Source organism: Vibrio hepatarius, from assembly GCF_018860525.1.
Taxonomy (GTDB): domain Bacteria; phylum Pseudomonadota; class Gammaproteobacteria; order Enterobacterales; family Vibrionaceae; genus Vibrio; species Vibrio hepatarius_B.
Genome location: NZ_JAHKPM010000021.1, coordinates 23,721 through 40,421 on the forward strand (window position 1 = coordinate 23,721; position 16,701 = coordinate 40,421).

Consider the following 16,701-nt stretch of genomic DNA (forward strand, 5'->3'; position numbering starts at 1 on the left):
AATGAACTTAAGCACTAAACAAAAGCAGCACCTTAAAGGCCTAGCGCACAGTTTAAAACCTGTTGTACTTATGGGCGCAAATGGACTTACTGAAGCGGTTCTGGCGGAAATCGAAATTGCTCTTGACCACCATGAACTAATCAAAGTTAAAATAGCAAGTGAAGATCGCGAAACAAAAAACCTAATCGTTGAAGCAATCATACGTGAGACTGGTGGCGAAAAAGTACAGGTCATTGGTAAAACCCTTGTACTGTACAGGCCAAGTAAAGAACGTAAGATCGAATTACCTCGTAAGTAATAGGTTTTAAATACAGTACAGCTACCAAAAAGAAAAAGGTCGCATTATGCGACCTTTTGAATTTAGCGTATAGAAAAATAGCTTCAAATTCACCAATTCTCTATGTGCAACTCAGCACGTGTGATTATTTATACGTACTTAACACTATCAATTTCAAAGTCACGATCGCCGCCTGGAGTGGAGATCACTACTTCATCACCTTCCATTTTACCTACCAGCCCTCTGGCAATAGGCGAACTTACTGAAATACGTCCAGCTTTGATATTCGCCTCATCATCACCAACAATCTGGTACGTTTTTTCATCTTCAGTATCACAGTCTATTACAGTCACTGTCGAGCCAAAAATAACTTTACCTGTATTATCCATTTTTGAAACATCAATTACTTGAGCTACAGACAACTTATACTCAATATCTCTAATCTGAGCCTCACAGATACCTTGCTCCTCACGAGCAGCATGATATTCCGCATTTTCTTTAAGATCGCCTAGTTCACGCGCTTCTGCAATAGCTTCAGAAATTTGAGGACGAAGCTTGAGTAAGCGGTCTAATTCTTCACGCAGCATTTGTTCACCGCGTACTGTCATTGGGACTTTTTCCATGTTTTACCTCATTGCCAAAGCTATCTTTGGACAAAACGAAACCACCCAATCAAGCTGAAGGGTAGCGAATTATTGGACTATTTTCTCTAGTGTAAACAAAGTCAGCGACTAAATCACCTGAATTCATCTCTAGCGTTCGCCAAGTTATAAATAAGGGGATTTCATTAACTAAATCCACAGTTTAAACCTCCTCACACTACCGGTCACATGATAAAAAAAACTAAATTTAACAAATATAAAGCCATACAGACAAAGGTTGATTAATTCTTTAAAAAACAACAAATTGATCATTTTTTACCTAAAATAAAACACCGTTCATAATCTGGATTTATATCTTTTTACTAACTCTTCATGGAACTTTGGCGTTACAACAACAACCAGCAAGACCTCTATGGTTCTAGTTGCGTGTATAACCTGTCATGAAGCTATGCACTCACAACCATAGAATGGAAGAAAAAATGGAGAGGGTGACACTCATACCCTTCCTAAAAACTATTTATGGACAGTAAATTAGGACCAATAAGATGAACAAAACTCTAATCGCTCTAGCAGTTTCAACTGCCGCAGTTGCTACTGTTGCAAATGCAGCAGAAATCTACAATCAAGATGGTAACTCTATCGAATTAGGCGGTCGTGCCGAAGCACGTTTAGCACTAAAAGATGGCAAGGCAGAAGATAACTCACGCGTACGTCTGAACTTCTTAGGTAAAGCCCAAATCACAGAGAGCCTATACGGCGTTGGTTTCTATGAAGGCGAGTTTACGACTAACGATAATGGTGGCGCTACCGACGGTAACAATAGCTCATCAGATCTAACCAACCGTTATCTATACGGTGGTATTGGTGGTACATTTGGTGAGGTCACTTATGGTAAAAACGACGGTGCGCTGGGTGTAATCACTGACTTTACCGATATCATGGCTTATCACGGTAACTCAGCGGCTTACAAAATTGCTATCGCAGATCGTTCAGACAATATGGTTTCTTACAAAGGTCAATTCCAAAATTTAGGTCTTAAAGGCAGCTACCGCTTTGCTGATGCTGAAGCCGACGGTAACAATGGCTATAAGGACAATGACGCAGATGGCTACTCTCTATCGGCTATTTACGCAATCGGCGAAACGGGCCTTAAGCTAGGTGCTGGTTATGCAGATGGCAATGAAGCAGAGCTAGATAACGGTAAGGCTACCGGTAATTATACTGAGCGTAGCCAATATATGCTAGCAGCCTCATATTCTATCAATAACCTTTACTTTGCAGGTACCTTCGTTGATGGCGAAGACCAGATTAAAGGTGAAAGCGATACCACAGACTTGACTGGCTACGAATTTGCAGCGGCTTATACTCTCGGACAGACAGTCTTTACAACTAGCTATAACTACCTTGAAAGCGATAAATCTAGCACGAAAAAAGATGAGGCAGATAACGTAGCACTCGATGCGACATATTACTTTAAGCCAAACTTCCGTGGTTATATCTCATATAACTTCAACTTACTTGATGAAGACACTACGAAAAACATCACCAAAGCAGATGCAGAAGATGAGCTAGCACTGGGTCTACGTTACGACTTCTAATTTTACAGCTAAATAGTGCCGTCTTATTACGCCCGCTTATAGCGGGCGTATTTTTTACTGGCTATACTGGCTTTTCATCTTTAGGTCATGTGGCTTTACTCTATGCAACTTTCCAAATTGTTTTTAGTCTTTTTTGTGTCTCTTCTTTCATTACCAGTTTTTGCCTATTTGCCAGCAGAGCAATTACCCCAAGGAAGCCGAGCCAGTCTTATAATTGAATCTCTCAGCCAGCAAGATACCTTATTTGATACACAGAATAACGACGTCTTTTTTCCACCAGCAAGTACGCTAAAACTGGTAACAGCATTAGCAGCGAAGCTTGAGCTCGGTGACAATTTTCGTTATGAAACACGGCTTGAGCAAATAGATAAAGACATTGTTATCCACTTTTCCGGGGACCCAACTCTCACCACAGAGGACTTAAAGCAACTGTTTTTAATTGCAAAACGTAATGGTTTAGAACAAATAGACGGAAATATATGGCTTGATAATAACGCCTTTACTGGTTATGACCGAGCCGTCGGTTGGCCGTGGGATATTCTTGGTGTTTGTTATAGTGCCCCAGCAACAGCCATTACTCTTGATGGAAACTGTGTCCAAGCTTCAATATACACACAAGATGACGGTCAAACTAGAGTCTATGTTCCTGAACACTTTCCTGTATACGTCACCACTCAAGCATCAAGCGTCACCAAAGATCACCAAGAAAGTACACAATGCAGGCTTGAATTGGTCACGTCTCCTAATAATCACTATCAATTACAGGGCTGCTTGATTAAACGCTCTAAGCCTTTGCCATTAAAATTTGCCGTCCAAGACCCTGAGCTCTACACCCAACGCATGCTAAATAATATGCTGAGTAAAATAAAACTTCCATTTTCTGGCTCAATTAAGATAGGGACTCCAACGGGGATATCACAAGTAACTTCAAACCTAGTAACCCATCACTCCTTACCACTAATCAATCTTCTGACTACTATGCTCAGAGAGTCTGACAACCTAATTGCTGATAACCTGACTAAAACCTTAGGTGCAAAATTCTATATTCAACCCGGTAGTTTTAATAATGGTACTCAAGCTATCAAACAAATCATTTTTGCACATACCGGAATAGATTTACGCGATATCCCTATGGCCGACGGATCTGGACTCTCTCGTAACAATCGATTTTCTAGCCTTACTATGGCGAAGATTTTACGTCATATATGGCTCAATGATGACCAACTACAACTGATTAACCTAATGCCAAAATCAGGAGAATCAGGAACACTCAAGTACAGGCGCAGCATGCGAAAGGAACCTATAAAAGGTCAAATCATCGCCAAAAGTGGTTCATTGTATGGTAGCCACAATATGGCCGGTTTTGGATTAAACCACTCAGGCCAACCATCTACATTGTTTGTGCAATACATTGCTGATTATTTTCCTGAAAAGAAGAATAGCGACAGTCTTCCAACTATCGCTCCAATTACCCAATTTGAGAAAATGTTCTACCGAGATGTTGTTAGTTTCAGTCAGGACATTCCTAAAAAATGATTCACAACATTAAAAAAGATCCACATACCTGATATATCGACAATCGATGCCAATACTGGACTCACTAGAACCGCTGGGTCCAGTTTACACACCCTAGCTAAAATGGGTAACAATCCTCCCAGTGTGGTCGATAAAGTAACTTGAATAAATAGCGCGACAGCTATCGCTGTTGCTATTGAACTCAGTGCAAAACCTCCCGTTGAGGCATTACCACTGAACAACATAACTCGGACAACAATCACGATCGCAATCGCGAGTGCCAAAAAAACAGCTATTCGGCCTTCTTTCCAAAAAACAGCTAGCCATTGGCGCTTCCTAAGCTCTCCTGTCGCTAAAGCTCTAATAACTAAAGTAGCAGCCTGACTTCCTGTATTACCTCCGGCTGCAGCAATTACAGGCATATAAACAGCCAATAAAACGAGCTGGCTCAAGGTGTCTTCATATTGGGCAATAATAAGCCCAGAGACAATACCTAGCAATGCTAGTGATACAATCCAGCCAATGCGCTGCTTAACATGATTTAGTACCGATGTTTTTAAATAGCTATTAGAAGTCTCAACTTCCGAGTGAATAAAGCCTAACTGGTGTGCATAATGACGTGCCAATTTATCGTGCCCGTCGTTTTCAAGCATAGTAATTAGCTGCTGTACGTACCCTACAGAGCAGTGCTGTAAAATAGCGACGGCTTCTTCAATACGCATTACAGTTAATAAATGCACCTGCTTATCTTGTTCGTATTGCAAAAAAGCATTGCGAACAGATCCAATTTCTTGCTTAGAAAAACAGGCAGTATTTTCAATATATGTATTGCTCATTACCTTCATGGCGAATCTCCCGATTAGCAATAGGTAACGACCATCAAGTTACAACAATCTTGAAAGTAGTTATCACAGACTGGTAGCAACTTAGATTCTAGAAAGAAAGGAGAAAAACTTGAGGTTTACTTTAGAAAGGAGGTCCCCTACCGCATGGTAGAGACATTAATAATCAACACCGATGCTGGCTTATTTTTCTCCCTCCATACTAGGAGGATGGTCGATATTGTTCATAAAAAACTCCAAATAAACTGCCAAGATGACAGCAGGGTGATGATAACAAAGAGTCGTATTCATTGCATTTAATTCTGTGGAAATAATTCCAATACTGACAATATTCCGTGTAAAAAAAGCGCCAGAACGGCACTCTCTTTACAAGGATGATGACTATTTTATCGTGATTCGTGCAAACTTACGCTTACCGACTTGGAAAACATAAGTACCTGACTGTGGCAAAAACTTAGCGTCGCCAATTTTTTCACTATCTATTTTTGCTGCACCTTGTTTTACCATTCTCATTGCTTCGGAAGTCGACGCACATAACCCAGCTTCTTTTAGTAGATTACTGACAGGCAACCCTGCATCAAATACAAATTCTGGCATTTCATCTGGGATCTGGTTCTTAGCAAATCGATTGACAAACTCCTGCTCTGCTGCATCCGCATCAGCCTCACTATGAAAACGTGCAATAATTTCTTTAGCAAGTAGAACCTTTAAATTACGTGGATTCTCTCCTTCTGCAATACTGGCTTTGAACTGAGCAATTTGCTCTAGTGGACGAAAAGAAAGCAAGTCATAGTAGCTCCACATCAAATCATCCGATATAGACATGATTTTACCGAACATCTCACTTGGCGCATCGCTTATACCTATATAGTTGTTGGCAGATTTAGACATCTTCTTCTCGCCATCAAGACCAACAAGTAAGGGCATCATCAATACTGTCTGTGGCTTCTGTCCATTCGCTTTTTGTAGCTCACGTCCCATCAACAGGTTAAATTTCTGATCTGTACCACCAAGCTCTACATCCGTTTCCATTGCAACAGAATCCCAACCTTGAAGTAGGGGATACATAAATTCGTGGATAGCAATAGGTTGACCACCAGCATAACGCTTTTTGAAGTCATCACGCTCAAGCATGCGAGCAACCGTTTGATTCGCAGCAAGACGGATCATACCTTCGGCACCAAGTTCTGATAACCACTCAGAATTAAACTGAATTTTAGTCTTGGTGGGATCTAGAATTTTAAAAACCTGCTCTTTATATGTTTCAGCGTTGCGAATGACATCCTCACGACTTAACGGTGGACGGGTAGTATTCTTACCCGTCGGGTCACCCACCATAGCGGTAAAATCTCCGATAAGGAACGTGACGTCATGACCAAGCTCTTGAAACAAGCGTAACTTATTGAAAATAACCGTATGACCAAGATGAATATCTGGTGCTGTAGGATCCGCCCCCAACTTAATTCGTAGGGGGCGATTCTCTTTTAGCTTTTCTATCAGCTCTTCTTCAGGAATTAGCTCTTCAACACCGCGTTTAATTTCGGCTAATGCAGCTTCAATACTCGCCATTCTTGTTCACTCCCACAGATTTGGCAAAAATTTAGTGATTTACCATATTACTTGAATAGCGAGGACTTTTGAAACCAGTTAGACTAAACAGGTGACTATATTTGCTGATTTTTTTAAAACGAACATAACATGCTGTCTATTTTCAATCAGATACCATCGGTACACAGAGCTTTTATTACTTTATTTAGTGCATTAATTGTTATTGCACTGTTGCTTCCTTCACCTCGAGATCTAAGTTCGGAGAAAAAACTCTACCAACTCGGTGAATACTATCCCGTCGATATAGACATCAGCTCATTAATAGCATCAAGCTCAGCCAGCACGAATGCAGGGTTGCGCTGGGAAAAACATACCATTGGTTCTGGCGATACTATGGCTCTACTTTTTCAAAGAGCTAGCCTTTCCCCTCGCCTTTTATATCAACTTACAACCTCGAATAAAGACATAAAAAAACAGCTCACCCGTATTCGTCCAGGTGATACCTTTTTATTTGGTTTTGACATTAATAACCAATTAGTACAAATCTCCCGTAAAATCAGTGCCTACGAAACCTTTTTGATCACACGAACAGAAACAGGATTTAGCTCTAAGCTGGAGAAAAAGGAAGTACATCATCAATACAACTATGCTGAAGCCGATATTACTTCAAATTTTTGGAATGCTGCGGTCAATGCAGGTTTAACAGCCAATCAAATTATGGATCTAGCAGGTATTTTTGGCTGGGATATTGATTTTGCACTCGATATCCGAAAAGGAGATCATTTTGAGATTCTCTATCAGGACCGAATTGTTGAAGGCGAAGTGGTAGGTCAAGGAAAAATCATTGCAGCGGTTTTCACCAATCAAGGGGATACATTTAAAGCCATTTTGAATGATAAAGATAACAATTATTATGACGAAAATGGTAGAGCAATGCGAAAAGCTTTCCTTCGTTCGCCTGTAGATTTTCGTCGTGTCTCATCAAACTTTAACCCTCGCCGCCGCCACCCCGTGACTGGCAAGGTTCGCGCGCACCGTGGCACCGACTATGCTGCGCCAGTAGGTACGCCCATCTGGGCGGCTGGAGATGGCGTAGTTCAAAAATCCAGCTATAACCAGTTCAACGGTAATTACGTATTCATCAGGCACAGTAATACTTACATTACTAAGTACCTTCACTTAACAAAACGCAAAGTAAAAACAGGCCAAAGAGTAAAACAAGGTCAAACAATAGGCACTCTCGGTGGAACGGGAAGAGTAACGGGACCTCATCTTCATTACGAGTTTTTGGTCAATGGTGTCCACAAGAACCCACGAACCGTGAAGCTGCCTCAGGCTAAATCATTGAAAGGAAAGAATAAGCTAACCTTTATTGCCAATGCAAAACTTAGATTAGAGAAACTAAACCGTTATGGTGAGTTACTCGCTACCCGATAATCCACTGTATATCCCGGGCTTAATGGTTTAAGTTCGGGCGCGCTTAGCCCTACCCTTAGTATCGATTTCAATCGAATGCTCACGGCCTAGCATCAAAAGACAAGGGGTTAAAATTAGCGTCAATAATGTTGCGAATGCTAAACCACCAGCTACAGCAGTAGCAAGCTGGGACCACCATTGTGTACTGGGTGCACCAAATTCAACTTTTTGATTAATCAAGTCAATATTCATTTCTAATACCATCGGCAATAAACCTAAAATTGTAGTTACCGTGGTCAACAAAACAGGCCTCAAACGCTGAACACCAGTACGCAAAATAGCATCACGCTTTTCCACACCTCGCTTAACTAATTGGTTATAAGTATCAATTAACACAATGTTGTTGTTGACCACTATACCAGCTAACGCAATCACACCAATCCCAGACATAATCACACCAAAAGGTTTCTGGAAGATTAGTAGGCCAATAAGAACACCTACGGTAGAAAATAGCACCGCGCTAAGAATTAAAAATGCTTGATAAAAGCTATTAAACTGAGTCAGTAAAATGAGCGCCATGGCGACTAATGCAATCAAAAATGCTTTCTGTAAAAAAGCTGATGAATTTTCCTGCTCTTCATTTTGACCTCGTATTTTGAATTCAACTCCATTAGGTAATTTTAGTTCTGTCAGCGCTAGGTCTATATTAGGCAGCTCCAGCGTCAAGTTATAACCTTCTTTAATGTCAGCAAATATATTAATTACTCTTTTGCCATCAACACGTCGAATTGTATCTTGTTTAACGCTAGGGATAATGCTGGCAAAATTAGTAATTGGTACCATGCCAGCAGCCGTCTTCACTCTCAACTGATCAAAACGGCCTATATCTCTTTTCTCTTCAGGATATCGAACTAAAATATCCACTTCTTCTGTAGCATCATCTGGCAAATAATCACCTAGCTTAAGGCCATTGGTTACAAACTGAACCGAATTGCCTACCAAGGTTGCATCAGCAAGAAATCGAGAAGCATCATCGCGACGTATATCGATCTGCCAATCAATACCACCTTTACTAGAAGTATCGCTAATATTGGTAAAAGCTGGGTAGGCATCCACCCACTGACGAACAATTTTAGCCCCACCATCAAGCTCATCATGTATCTGGGAGGAGAGCTCTATAACTAAATCATGCTCGACGGGAGGTCCTGCATCTGGAAATTTATATTCAATCTCAACCCCAGCATACTGGTCAGTTGATTGTTTTAATTCCTCAATAATTGCTTTGATCTTACGGCGATATTGCCACTCAACGGGAGTAATTTGAATTTGACCTATCTCATCATCACCTCCTGTTTTGGTATAAACACTTTCAAACTCATCATGTCCAAGCATTACAGACTCAATATCACGCATGATGGCGTCTTTTTCATTAAGTGACAGATCACCATGTGAACGAACTTTAACCGTAAAAAATGGAGGATCCACTTCGGGGAAAAACTCTGCACCTAAGCCCGATTTTGCATAAACCCAACCAACAAGAATCGCTAACACTATAGCACTGCAAAAGATTTTAAGCGGATGATGAAGCGTTCTATCCAAAACCTGATAGTATCGCCTAGTTAAGCCTGTTGCCTTAGAAAAGTCGCCATGTTCAAGAGCAAGCATTATATCACCTTGCTTTTTTGTCACCTGCTGTGGCTTTCCAAATAAACTACCCATTACAGGTACAAACAAGAGTGCCATTGCTAATGATGCGGACAAAGTAGCCATTAATGTCAGCGGAAGATATTGCATAAACTCCCCAGTGATATTAGGCCAAAAAAGTAATGGTGCAAAAGCAGCTAAGGTAGTAGCAGTTGATGCCGTAATAGGCCAAGCCATGCGTTTGGCCGCCTCTCTATAAGCCTCTCTACGCATCATTCCTTCTTGCATACGCCTATCCGCAAATTCGGTAACAACGATTGCACCATCCACCAGCATACCAACAGCCATTATTAATGAAAATAACACTACAATATTGATTGTTAAACCAAATACAGCCAGAACCAGCAAGCCAGTAAGAAAAGAACCAGGAATAGAGATCCCAACAAGAAATGCAGTGCGAACGCCAAGAATAGCAATGATAACGATGACAACGAGAATAACCGCTGATAAAATGTTGTTCTGCAAATCATTAAGCATCATTTTGACATCTTTCGATTGATCCCATGTGTATTTAACCTGCAGATTATTCGGCCAAGCTTGTAACTTTTGTGCCTCAATCAATGTTTGCTTGATCAAAGCTACAGTTTCAATAATATTTTCACCTGCTCGCTTCTTTACATCTAAAACGACAGCAGACTGACCATCTAAACGAGCGTAGCTTTCCGGATCTCTAAATGCTCGCCGAACTGTCGCTACGTCTCCAAAAGTAATCACTTGCTTACCATCTACTTTTACTGGCAACTCAAGCACATCTTTAATTGAATCAAAAACTGAAGGTACCTTGACTGAAAATCGGCCGTATCCTGTATCAACAAAACCAGCCGCAACCACTCGATTGTTCAAAGCAATTAGATTGTAAATGTCAGACTGATCAAGGCTATAACTTTCCATAAGCAAGGGATCAACTATTATCTCTACGATATCTTCTCTATCTCCTGCTATATCAACTTCAAGAATTTGGCGAAAGCTTTCAAGTTTATCTCTTAACTGACGAGCAATCTTAACCGTGGTTCTTTCTGGTACTGCACCATAAAGAACCACGGTGAGTGCAGGCTCTTGTGATGCAAAAGTGACTTCATTAACTGTAGGCTCATCGCTATCTTCAGGAAGTTTAGGCTTAGCCAAATCGACGGCTTCACGCACATCTGCCATCGCCTTATTCAGATCTACCCCTACACTAAACTCAAGCATCACTGAGGCGTGTCCCTCAGATGCTGTAGAAGTCATTTCTTTTACTCCCTCAATCGAACGAAGTTCTTGCTCAATAGGACGAGCTAGCAAGCGCTCTGCATCATCGGGAGAAATGCCTTGGTGCCCGATGGAGACATAGATAATGGGGATAGTAATATCTGGGCTAGATTCTTTGGGTACAGTGAAATAAGTCGAAATACCAGCAATTAAAACAAAAACTAACAGAACCAACATAGTCCTTACTCTGGATAATGCTGCATCAATTAAGGTGTACATAGAATATCCCTATCTTTTATGTTCAATAGCAATTACTTTATCGCCATCACGCACAAATCCTTGCCCTGTCGTAATAATGCGCACTTTTTCCCCCAACCCTGTTAGCCAAACGCCGTCTTGCTCTGCTTTTACTAACTGGACCGGAATAAAGTCGACTACGTCTTCATCCAGAGTTTTTACGCCTAGATTGCCAGATTCATCTAAAGCCAACATTGCAGGCGTCACTTTCACTGCCAGTTGCTGCCTTAAATTCAGTTCAATCTGTGCGCTTACACCTGCTGGGATTCTTTGCTGCGGGTTTGGTATGAGGATCTCTATCGGGAAAGTGTTAGTCGTAACGGAGGAGGATCGGGAAATATAGTGTATTTTTCCTTCAGTTCTCTGGCCATCAATAAAGGTGACCCATGCTGGTTGTTCAATAACCAAATCTTGAATATGTCGCTCACTAACGTCAGCTTCAATCACAATTTGACTGAGATCAATCAAGGTCGCAACCGGATCACCGACACCAACAAAGTCACCTAGCTCAATATACAAGTGCTCAATCACTCCATTAAAAGGGGCCCTTACTGCTGTATTTCTAAGAGCGATTTTAGCGTTTCTTACTCCAGCTCTAGCTTCTATTAAATCTGCCTGTGCTTTACTGAAAGCAACTTCCCCTTGCAACCCTTTGTTTTTCAGTGATTGGACTGCCTTATGTTCTTTTTCCCTTACTTTAAGCAAGGCCTCAGCCCGCTCCACCTGAATGTCTAGATCCCGTTTATCAATATGTGCAATTATTTGTCCTTTGGTCACTGCCTCACCTTTGCTTACAGCGAGAACAACTATTTTCCCGGCAATTTCTGCACCAAGCTTGGCTTGCTTATCAGGTGCTGTTCTCCCATATAAATCAATCGACTTTTGAGTTAGATGAGCTGTAAATGTTTGGAATACTACCTTTGCCTTCGGATTTTCATCTTGATTCGTAGATATCAAATCTTCTTTAGCTTTAAGACTACCAAGCCCTAACCAAACAGATAGAACTAAAATAATAGTTAATGGGATAATGTAGGGTCTTGCTGAAAGAAAGTGGAAAAGTGACAATCCGCTCATAACAATCCTTTGCTGATTATATGCAATAGATATAATTAGCTCAGAATATAAATGAACCGCTAAAAAATAAAATAACCTTAGCCAGTAATTTAGCCAAGGTCTCAGTTATTAGCGATCAGGAACGATTTACCTTTGAATTTTTGCATTGTTTAGAAGTTAAACATAGAAAGGTTCTCTACACTTAGTTTTCTGCTAATAGCCAAGAAGAAAATGAGATCGTTTGAAACTAAAAAGCCGCGGCTGATGAGCGCGGCTTGTGTAAAATAAGGCTTCACACACTAAATGAAGCGCCACAACCACAGGTCGTCGTCGCATTTGGGTTGCTAACGAAGAAACGTGAGCCTTCTAGCCCCTCAGTATAATCGACCTCTCCCCCGACTAGATACTGTAAACTCATAGGGTCAACGACTAAAGTAACGCCGGTATTGACGATTGTCGTATCGCCCTCATTCACATTCTCATCGAATGTGAAACCATATTGAAAACCGCTGCAACCTCCGCCTGTAATATACACACGCAACTTGAGGTTAGGATTTTCTTCTTCAGCAATTAATACTCCGACACGTTTGGCGGCAGCATCTGAAAAAGTTAGTGGAATATTGACTTCACTCACGACGACCTCTCTCACATTTCAATCCAATAACCATTGGTAGTATCGGATAGATTATTATTTTTTAATCCTCTTATTATCTAATACCTGAGTTATCCGTTCAAGTATTCACCACCTAAGTCGATTTATTTTCGTCAAATCACGGCCTTAGTGCTGAAAAAACACCCATACCATAGTGCAAAATGTTTCATGAAGTGCAATGGACAGGTACAATACACACCAAAATTGGTCCAAAGTAATCAACATGAGGATGTATCCATGACCAAATCAGCGGAGCTTTACGAAAAAGCACAGAAAATCATTCCTGGTGGTGTCAATTCCCCTGTACGTGCTTTTAACGGTGTTGGCGGAGCACCCATTTTTATAGAGCGTGCTGACGGCTCGTTAATTTTCGATGCTGATGGCAAAGCCTATATCGATTATGTAGGCTCTTGGGGCCCAATGATCCTTGGCCACAACCATGCAGTAATACGTGAGGCGGTGATTGAGGCCGCTCAAAAAGGCCTAAGTTTTGGAGCTCCAACAGAAATGGAAATCCAAATGGCCGAATTAGTCTCTGAATTAGTTCCATCAATGGAACAAGTACGTATGGTAAGCTCAGGTACGGAAGCAACAATGAGTGCGATTCGCCTAGCTCGTGGCTATACAGGTCGAGATAAAATTATCAAGTTTGAAGGTTGTTATCACGGCCATGCTGACAGCCTACTCGTCAAAGCAGGTTCAGGCGCTTTAACTCTCGGACAGCCAAGCTCACCAGGCGTCCCCGCAGACTTTGCAAAACATACTTTAACTGCTAGCTTCAATGATTTAAATTCAGTGAGTGAACTCTTTGCAGCCAACAAAGGGGAAATAGCCTGCATTATTGTTGAACCTGTGGCTGGTAACATGAACTGTATTCCTCCAGTTGAAGGATTCCATCAAGGACTGCGTGAGTTATGTGACCAAGAAGGTGCTCTATTGATATTTGATGAAGTAATGACTGGATTTAGAGTGGCTTTAGGCGGAGCTCAAGGTTACTACAAAATCACTCCTGACATTACAACACTTGGTAAAGTTATCGGTGGGGGAATGCCAGTTGGAGCATTTGGTGGGAAAAAAGAGGTTATGCAATACATAGCACCAACTGGTCCTGTCTATCAAGCTGGCACTCTATCTGGTAACCCGATTGCAATGGCAGCTGGTTATGCATGCCTAAACTTACTAAAAGAAGAAGGCAACGAAAAAGCCCTTGAAACCAAAACCCGCCAACTAGCTATAGGTTTCAAAGCTCTGGCTGAGCAGCATGGCATTCCACTTGTGGTCAATCAAGTTGGAGGTATGTTTGGTTTTTTCTTCACAGAACAAAATCAGATTACTAGCTATCAAGATGTAGCTAAATGTGATGTTGAACAATTCAAGCGTTTCTTCCATCTTATGCTTGAGCACGGTATTTATCTTGCTCCTTCCGCATTCGAAGCAAGTTTTACGTCTTTAGCTCATGGAAGTAAAGAAATTGAAGCAACATTAGAAGCTGCGGAACGATGCTTTGCTATTTTAGCCAAAGAAGCCAAGTAGTTATCTATTCAATTAGGATCTGCCAACTTTTTATGATTTTTGAAATAAAAGGTCGGTAGTTCCTAACAAATACTATTTCCAATAAATCGCAGCTAAAATGCTCAGTAAAATAACTATTAACCAAAACCAGGGGACTTTTAGCTTAGTTCTATCACCACTACAGCAAGACTTTTCTTCGTTACAACATCCCATAAACAACGCCTCTACAGATAACATTTTGATTTTACGTTGAAGACTCAGCTCTTTATAGCCATTATACGTACATCATCGTGAAGATTTGGATAGCAAACGTGCCAGAAAAACTTAAAATCACATCAAGCCACTGGGTAATAATCATTGCTCTACTAGCCGCAGGCTTAGCTTGCTTCTTGCTGGTTGAGCCGTATATAAACTCAATTGTAATGGCTTTCATCATATCACTTCTGATGTTTCCCGTGCATGACAAAATTGAAAAGCGCTTAACCAATCATAGAAACTTGGCTTCGCTACTCTCTTGCACACTGCTGACTGTCATCATAGTACTGCCTCTATTATTCGTTTTTGCTGCAATAGTGCAACAAGGTTCGACATTCTCACAAAATGTATACCAATGGGTTACACAAGGTGGCATACAAGCCTTGTTTGATCATCCTTCAGTGGTAAAAGTACTCTCTATTGTCAATACATACCTTCCTTTTGATGAGATTAAACCACAAGAAATCGGTCAAAAAGTTGCACAATTTGCAACATCATTTGGTTCTAACTTAGTTGGTTTTAGTGCCAAAATACTCGGTGATGCCACCAGTTTTCTGCTCAACTTCTTTTTAATGTTGTTCGTATTATTCTTTTTACTTCGTGACCACGACATAATTATTTCGGCACTTCGCCATATCCTCCCTCTGTCTAGAAGCCAAGAAGATAAACTACTTGATGAAATAGAAAAAGTATCTAAATCTGCCGTTATGGGCTCTTTTATGACCGCTATTGCCCAAGGTTTTGCTGGTGGGCTTGGTATGTGGTTAGCTGGCTTTCAAGGGCTTTTTTGGGGAACGATGATGGGATTTGCTTCTTTTATTCCCGTAGTCGGTACCGCTCTCATTTGGATACCCGCAACTATCTATCTATTTTTAACAGGTGATACAACATGGGGGGGGTTCCTGATGATTTGGAGCATAGCCGTAGTAGGCTCAATCGATAACATACTGAGGCCATTTTTGATGCAAGGCAGTGCAGGTATGAATACCCTAATGATTTTTTTCTCCTTACTTGGGGGGTTACATCTATTTGGACTCATTGGACTCATCTATGGTCCTTTAATTTTTGCTATCACCATAGTGCTGTTTAATATATATGAAGAAGAGTTCCAAGATTTTCTCGACGAGCAAGATCAAAACTAAAAGCACTCAACAGCAAGCTTCAAGAATATGAGAGATTGTGCGAAAATCTCTCATATTTTTTTCTAGAGTCCATTATGTCTACCTATATTGCACCAAGCCAAATAACCCAGCGACAATTAACCCATTTTTCAGGTAAACATGTTCTTGTTGCGGGAGAATTAGAAGACCAATTTCCAATTGAACTAGCCAATCATTGCAAATCCGTCACTGTTTTTACCACCAACTACAGCTATTACCGTCAGCTTAAGTCATACGAACAACTCTCCATAATGTATGGTGCTGAGTTCGATAAGCCAACTCAAGCCGATATGATCTTGCTCTACTGGCCGAAAGCCAAAGCCGAAGCTGAATTTTTACTTACTATGCTGTTAAGTAAATTAGGGGCAAATATCGAAGTCGTCGTCGTTGGAGAAAATCGTTCAGGCATCAAAAGCGTTGAAAAAATGTTTAAGCCTTTTGGCCCAATCAAAAAAGTCGACTCTGCCAGACGTTGCTCCTTCTATTGGGGAAAATGTATTGAGCCACCAGCAAGTTTTTGCATACAGGAATGGTTCAAAGAATATACCGTTGAATATAGAGAGCAGAAACTTGTAATAAGAAGTTTACCGGGTGTTTTTAGTCACGGACAATTTGACATAGGTAGCCAACTACTGCTCGACACTCTACCTACACTTAGTGGCAAAGTACTCGACTTTGGCTGTGGAGCAGGTGTAATAGGCAGTGTGCTAGCAACCTTAAACCCCACTATCGAGTTAGAAATGTGTGATATTAATGCATTAGCCGTTGAGTCAAGTATCTCAACGTTAGCGGCAAATGGTCTCAAAGGAAAAGTATTTGCTTCAGACATCTACTCTAACACAAGTAATGATTATCAATTTATTATCAGCAACCCGCCTTTTCATTCTGGATTAGAAACCGATTACAATGCAACTGAAACTTTATTAGCTAAAGCTCCCGACTACCAGAAAACTAATGGTCAATTATTCATTGTGGCAAACAGTTTTCTCAAATATCCGCCAATTATCCACCAATCTTTTGGTAATTGTGAGACGATAAATAAGACCAATAAGTTTGCTATTTACCACGCTAAAAAGTAATTA

14 protein-coding genes are annotated in these 16,701 nt (G+C 40.9%); 7 read left to right on the forward strand and 7 right to left on the reverse strand.

What is annotated here, in order from left to right; genetic code table 11:
* Position 1: 1 nt before the first annotated feature.
* Positions 2-298 carry a ribosome assembly RNA-binding protein YhbY gene (gene yhbY, locus KO511_RS06420; protein ID WP_215986641.1) on the forward strand — a complete coding sequence of 99 codons (297 nt, stop codon included), beginning with the start codon at positions 2-4 and terminating at the stop codon, positions 296-298.
* Between the two features lie 128 nt (positions 299-426).
* Here the strand turns inward: yhbY and greA are convergent, their stop codons facing one another.
* Together greA and KO511_RS22405 are read right to left on the reverse strand one after the other, a co-directional pair.
* The gene (gene greA, locus KO511_RS06425) at positions 427-900 is read right to left on the reverse strand and encodes a transcription elongation factor GreA (protein ID WP_215986642.1); all 474 of its coding nucleotides are present in this window, start codon (positions 898-900) and stop codon (positions 427-429) included.
* A gap of 49 nt (positions 901-949) precedes the next feature.
* Positions 950-1,078, reverse strand: a complete 129-nt coding sequence (locus KO511_RS22405) for a hypothetical protein (protein WP_289847770.1) — start codon at positions 1,076-1,078, stop codon at positions 950-952.
* A 346-nt stretch (positions 1,079-1,424) separates the two neighbouring features.
* On the opposite strand from KO511_RS22405, the gene KO511_RS06430 reads away from it, so the two are divergent.
* The gene (locus KO511_RS06430) at positions 1,425-2,477 is read left to right on the forward strand and encodes a porin (protein WP_215986643.1); all 1,053 of its coding nucleotides are present in this window, start codon (positions 1,425-1,427) and stop codon (positions 2,475-2,477) included.
* 102 nt (positions 2,478-2,579) lie between these two features.
* On the forward strand, positions 2,580-4,013 hold the full coding sequence (gene dacB, locus KO511_RS06435) for a serine-type D-Ala-D-Ala carboxypeptidase (protein WP_215986644.1): 1,434 nt from the start codon (positions 2,580-2,582) through the stop codon (positions 4,011-4,013).
* On the opposite strand, the gene KO511_RS06440 is transcribed toward dacB, so the two are convergent.
* Complete coding sequence (locus KO511_RS06440) at positions 3,992-4,837, reverse strand: magnesium transporter (protein WP_215986645.1); 846 nt, start codon at positions 4,835-4,837, stop codon at positions 3,992-3,994. The genes dacB and KO511_RS06440 overlap by 22 nt on opposite strands.
* A gap of 378 nt (positions 4,838-5,215) precedes the next feature.
* Positions 5,216-6,403: a tyrosine--tRNA ligase gene (tyrS, locus tag KO511_RS06445; protein WP_215986646.1), complete on the reverse strand. Its 1,188-nt coding sequence runs from the start codon at positions 6,401-6,403 to the stop codon at positions 5,216-5,218.
* Between the two features lie 129 nt (positions 6,404-6,532).
* On the opposite strand from tyrS, the gene KO511_RS06450 reads away from it, so the two are divergent.
* Positions 6,533-7,819 (forward strand): peptidoglycan DD-metalloendopeptidase family protein, encoded by a 1,287-nt coding sequence (locus tag KO511_RS06450; protein ID WP_215986647.1) that lies wholly within the window; start codon positions 6,533-6,535, stop codon positions 7,817-7,819.
* 27 nt (positions 7,820-7,846) lie between these two features.
* Here the strand turns inward: KO511_RS06450 and KO511_RS06455 are convergent, their stop codons facing one another.
* The 3 genes from KO511_RS06455 to erpA all read right to left on the reverse strand — a co-directional run bounded on the left by KO511_RS06455 (position 7,847) and on the right by erpA (position 12,674).
* The gene (locus KO511_RS06455; RefSeq protein ID WP_215986648.1) at positions 7,847-10,969 is read right to left on the reverse strand and encodes an efflux RND transporter permease subunit; all 3,123 of its coding nucleotides are present in this window, start codon (positions 10,967-10,969) and stop codon (positions 7,847-7,849) included.
* A gap of 9 nt (positions 10,970-10,978) precedes the next feature.
* Complete coding sequence (locus tag KO511_RS06460) at positions 10,979-12,061, reverse strand: efflux RND transporter periplasmic adaptor subunit (protein ID WP_215986649.1); 1,083 nt, start codon at positions 12,059-12,061, stop codon at positions 10,979-10,981.
* Between the two features lie 271 nt (positions 12,062-12,332).
* Positions 12,333-12,674: an iron-sulfur cluster insertion protein ErpA gene (gene erpA, locus KO511_RS06465; protein WP_125321440.1), complete on the reverse strand. Its 342-nt coding sequence runs from the start codon at positions 12,672-12,674 to the stop codon at positions 12,333-12,335.
* 255 nt (positions 12,675-12,929) lie between these two features.
* On the opposite strand from erpA, the gene hemL reads away from it, so the two are divergent.
* The 3 genes from hemL (at position 12,930) to rsmC (ending at position 16,698) form a co-directional block, all read left to right on the forward strand.
* On the forward strand, positions 12,930-14,225 hold the full coding sequence (hemL, locus tag KO511_RS06470) for a glutamate-1-semialdehyde 2,1-aminomutase (protein WP_215986650.1): 1,296 nt from the start codon (positions 12,930-12,932) through the stop codon (positions 14,223-14,225).
* A 290-nt stretch (positions 14,226-14,515) separates the two neighbouring features.
* A complete protein-coding gene (locus KO511_RS06475; RefSeq protein WP_215986651.1) occupies positions 14,516-15,601 on the forward strand; it encodes an AI-2E family transporter in 1,086 nt (361 codons plus the stop codon).
* Between the two features lie 74 nt (positions 15,602-15,675).
* Positions 15,676-16,698, forward strand: coding sequence for a 16S rRNA (guanine(1207)-N(2))-methyltransferase RsmC (gene rsmC, locus KO511_RS06480; protein WP_215986652.1), 1,023 nt, complete (start codon positions 15,676-15,678; stop codon positions 16,696-16,698).
* The last annotated feature ends 3 nt before the right edge of the window (positions 16,699-16,701 follow it).

Excerpts from the sequence above, each read along its gene's own strand:
- yhbY (WP_215986641.1), top strand. The coding sequence starts at position 2 with ATGAACTTAAGCACTAAACAAAAGCAGCACCTTAAAGGCCTAGCGCAC.
- greA (WP_215986642.1), bottom strand. The coding sequence starts at position 900 with ATGGAAAAAGTCCCAATGACAGTACGCGGTGAACAAATGCTGCGTGAA.
- KO511_RS06430 (WP_215986643.1), top strand. The coding sequence starts at position 1,425 with ATGAACAAAACTCTAATCGCTCTAGCAGTTTCAACTGCCGCAGTTGCT.
- dacB (WP_215986644.1), top strand. The coding sequence starts at position 2,580 with ATGCAACTTTCCAAATTGTTTTTAGTCTTTTTTGTGTCTCTTCTTTCA.
- KO511_RS06440 (WP_215986645.1), bottom strand. The coding sequence starts at position 4,837 with ATGAAGGTAATGAGCAATACATATATTGAAAATACTGCCTGTTTTTCT.
- tyrS (WP_215986646.1), bottom strand. The coding sequence starts at position 6,403 with ATGGCGAGTATTGAAGCTGCATTAGCCGAAATTAAACGCGGTGTTGAA.
- KO511_RS06450 (WP_215986647.1), top strand. The coding sequence starts at position 6,533 with ATGCTGTCTATTTTCAATCAGATACCATCGGTACACAGAGCTTTTATT.
- KO511_RS06455 (WP_215986648.1), bottom strand. The coding sequence starts at position 10,969 with ATGTACACCTTAATTGATGCAGCATTATCCAGAGTAAGGACTATGTTG.
- KO511_RS06460 (WP_215986649.1), bottom strand. The coding sequence starts at position 12,061 with ATGAGCGGATTGTCACTTTTCCACTTTCTTTCAGCAAGACCCTACATT.
- hemL (WP_215986650.1), top strand. The coding sequence starts at position 12,930 with ATGACCAAATCAGCGGAGCTTTACGAAAAAGCACAGAAAATCATTCCT.
- rsmC (WP_215986652.1), top strand. The coding sequence starts at position 15,676 with ATGTCTACCTATATTGCACCAAGCCAAATAACCCAGCGACAATTAACC.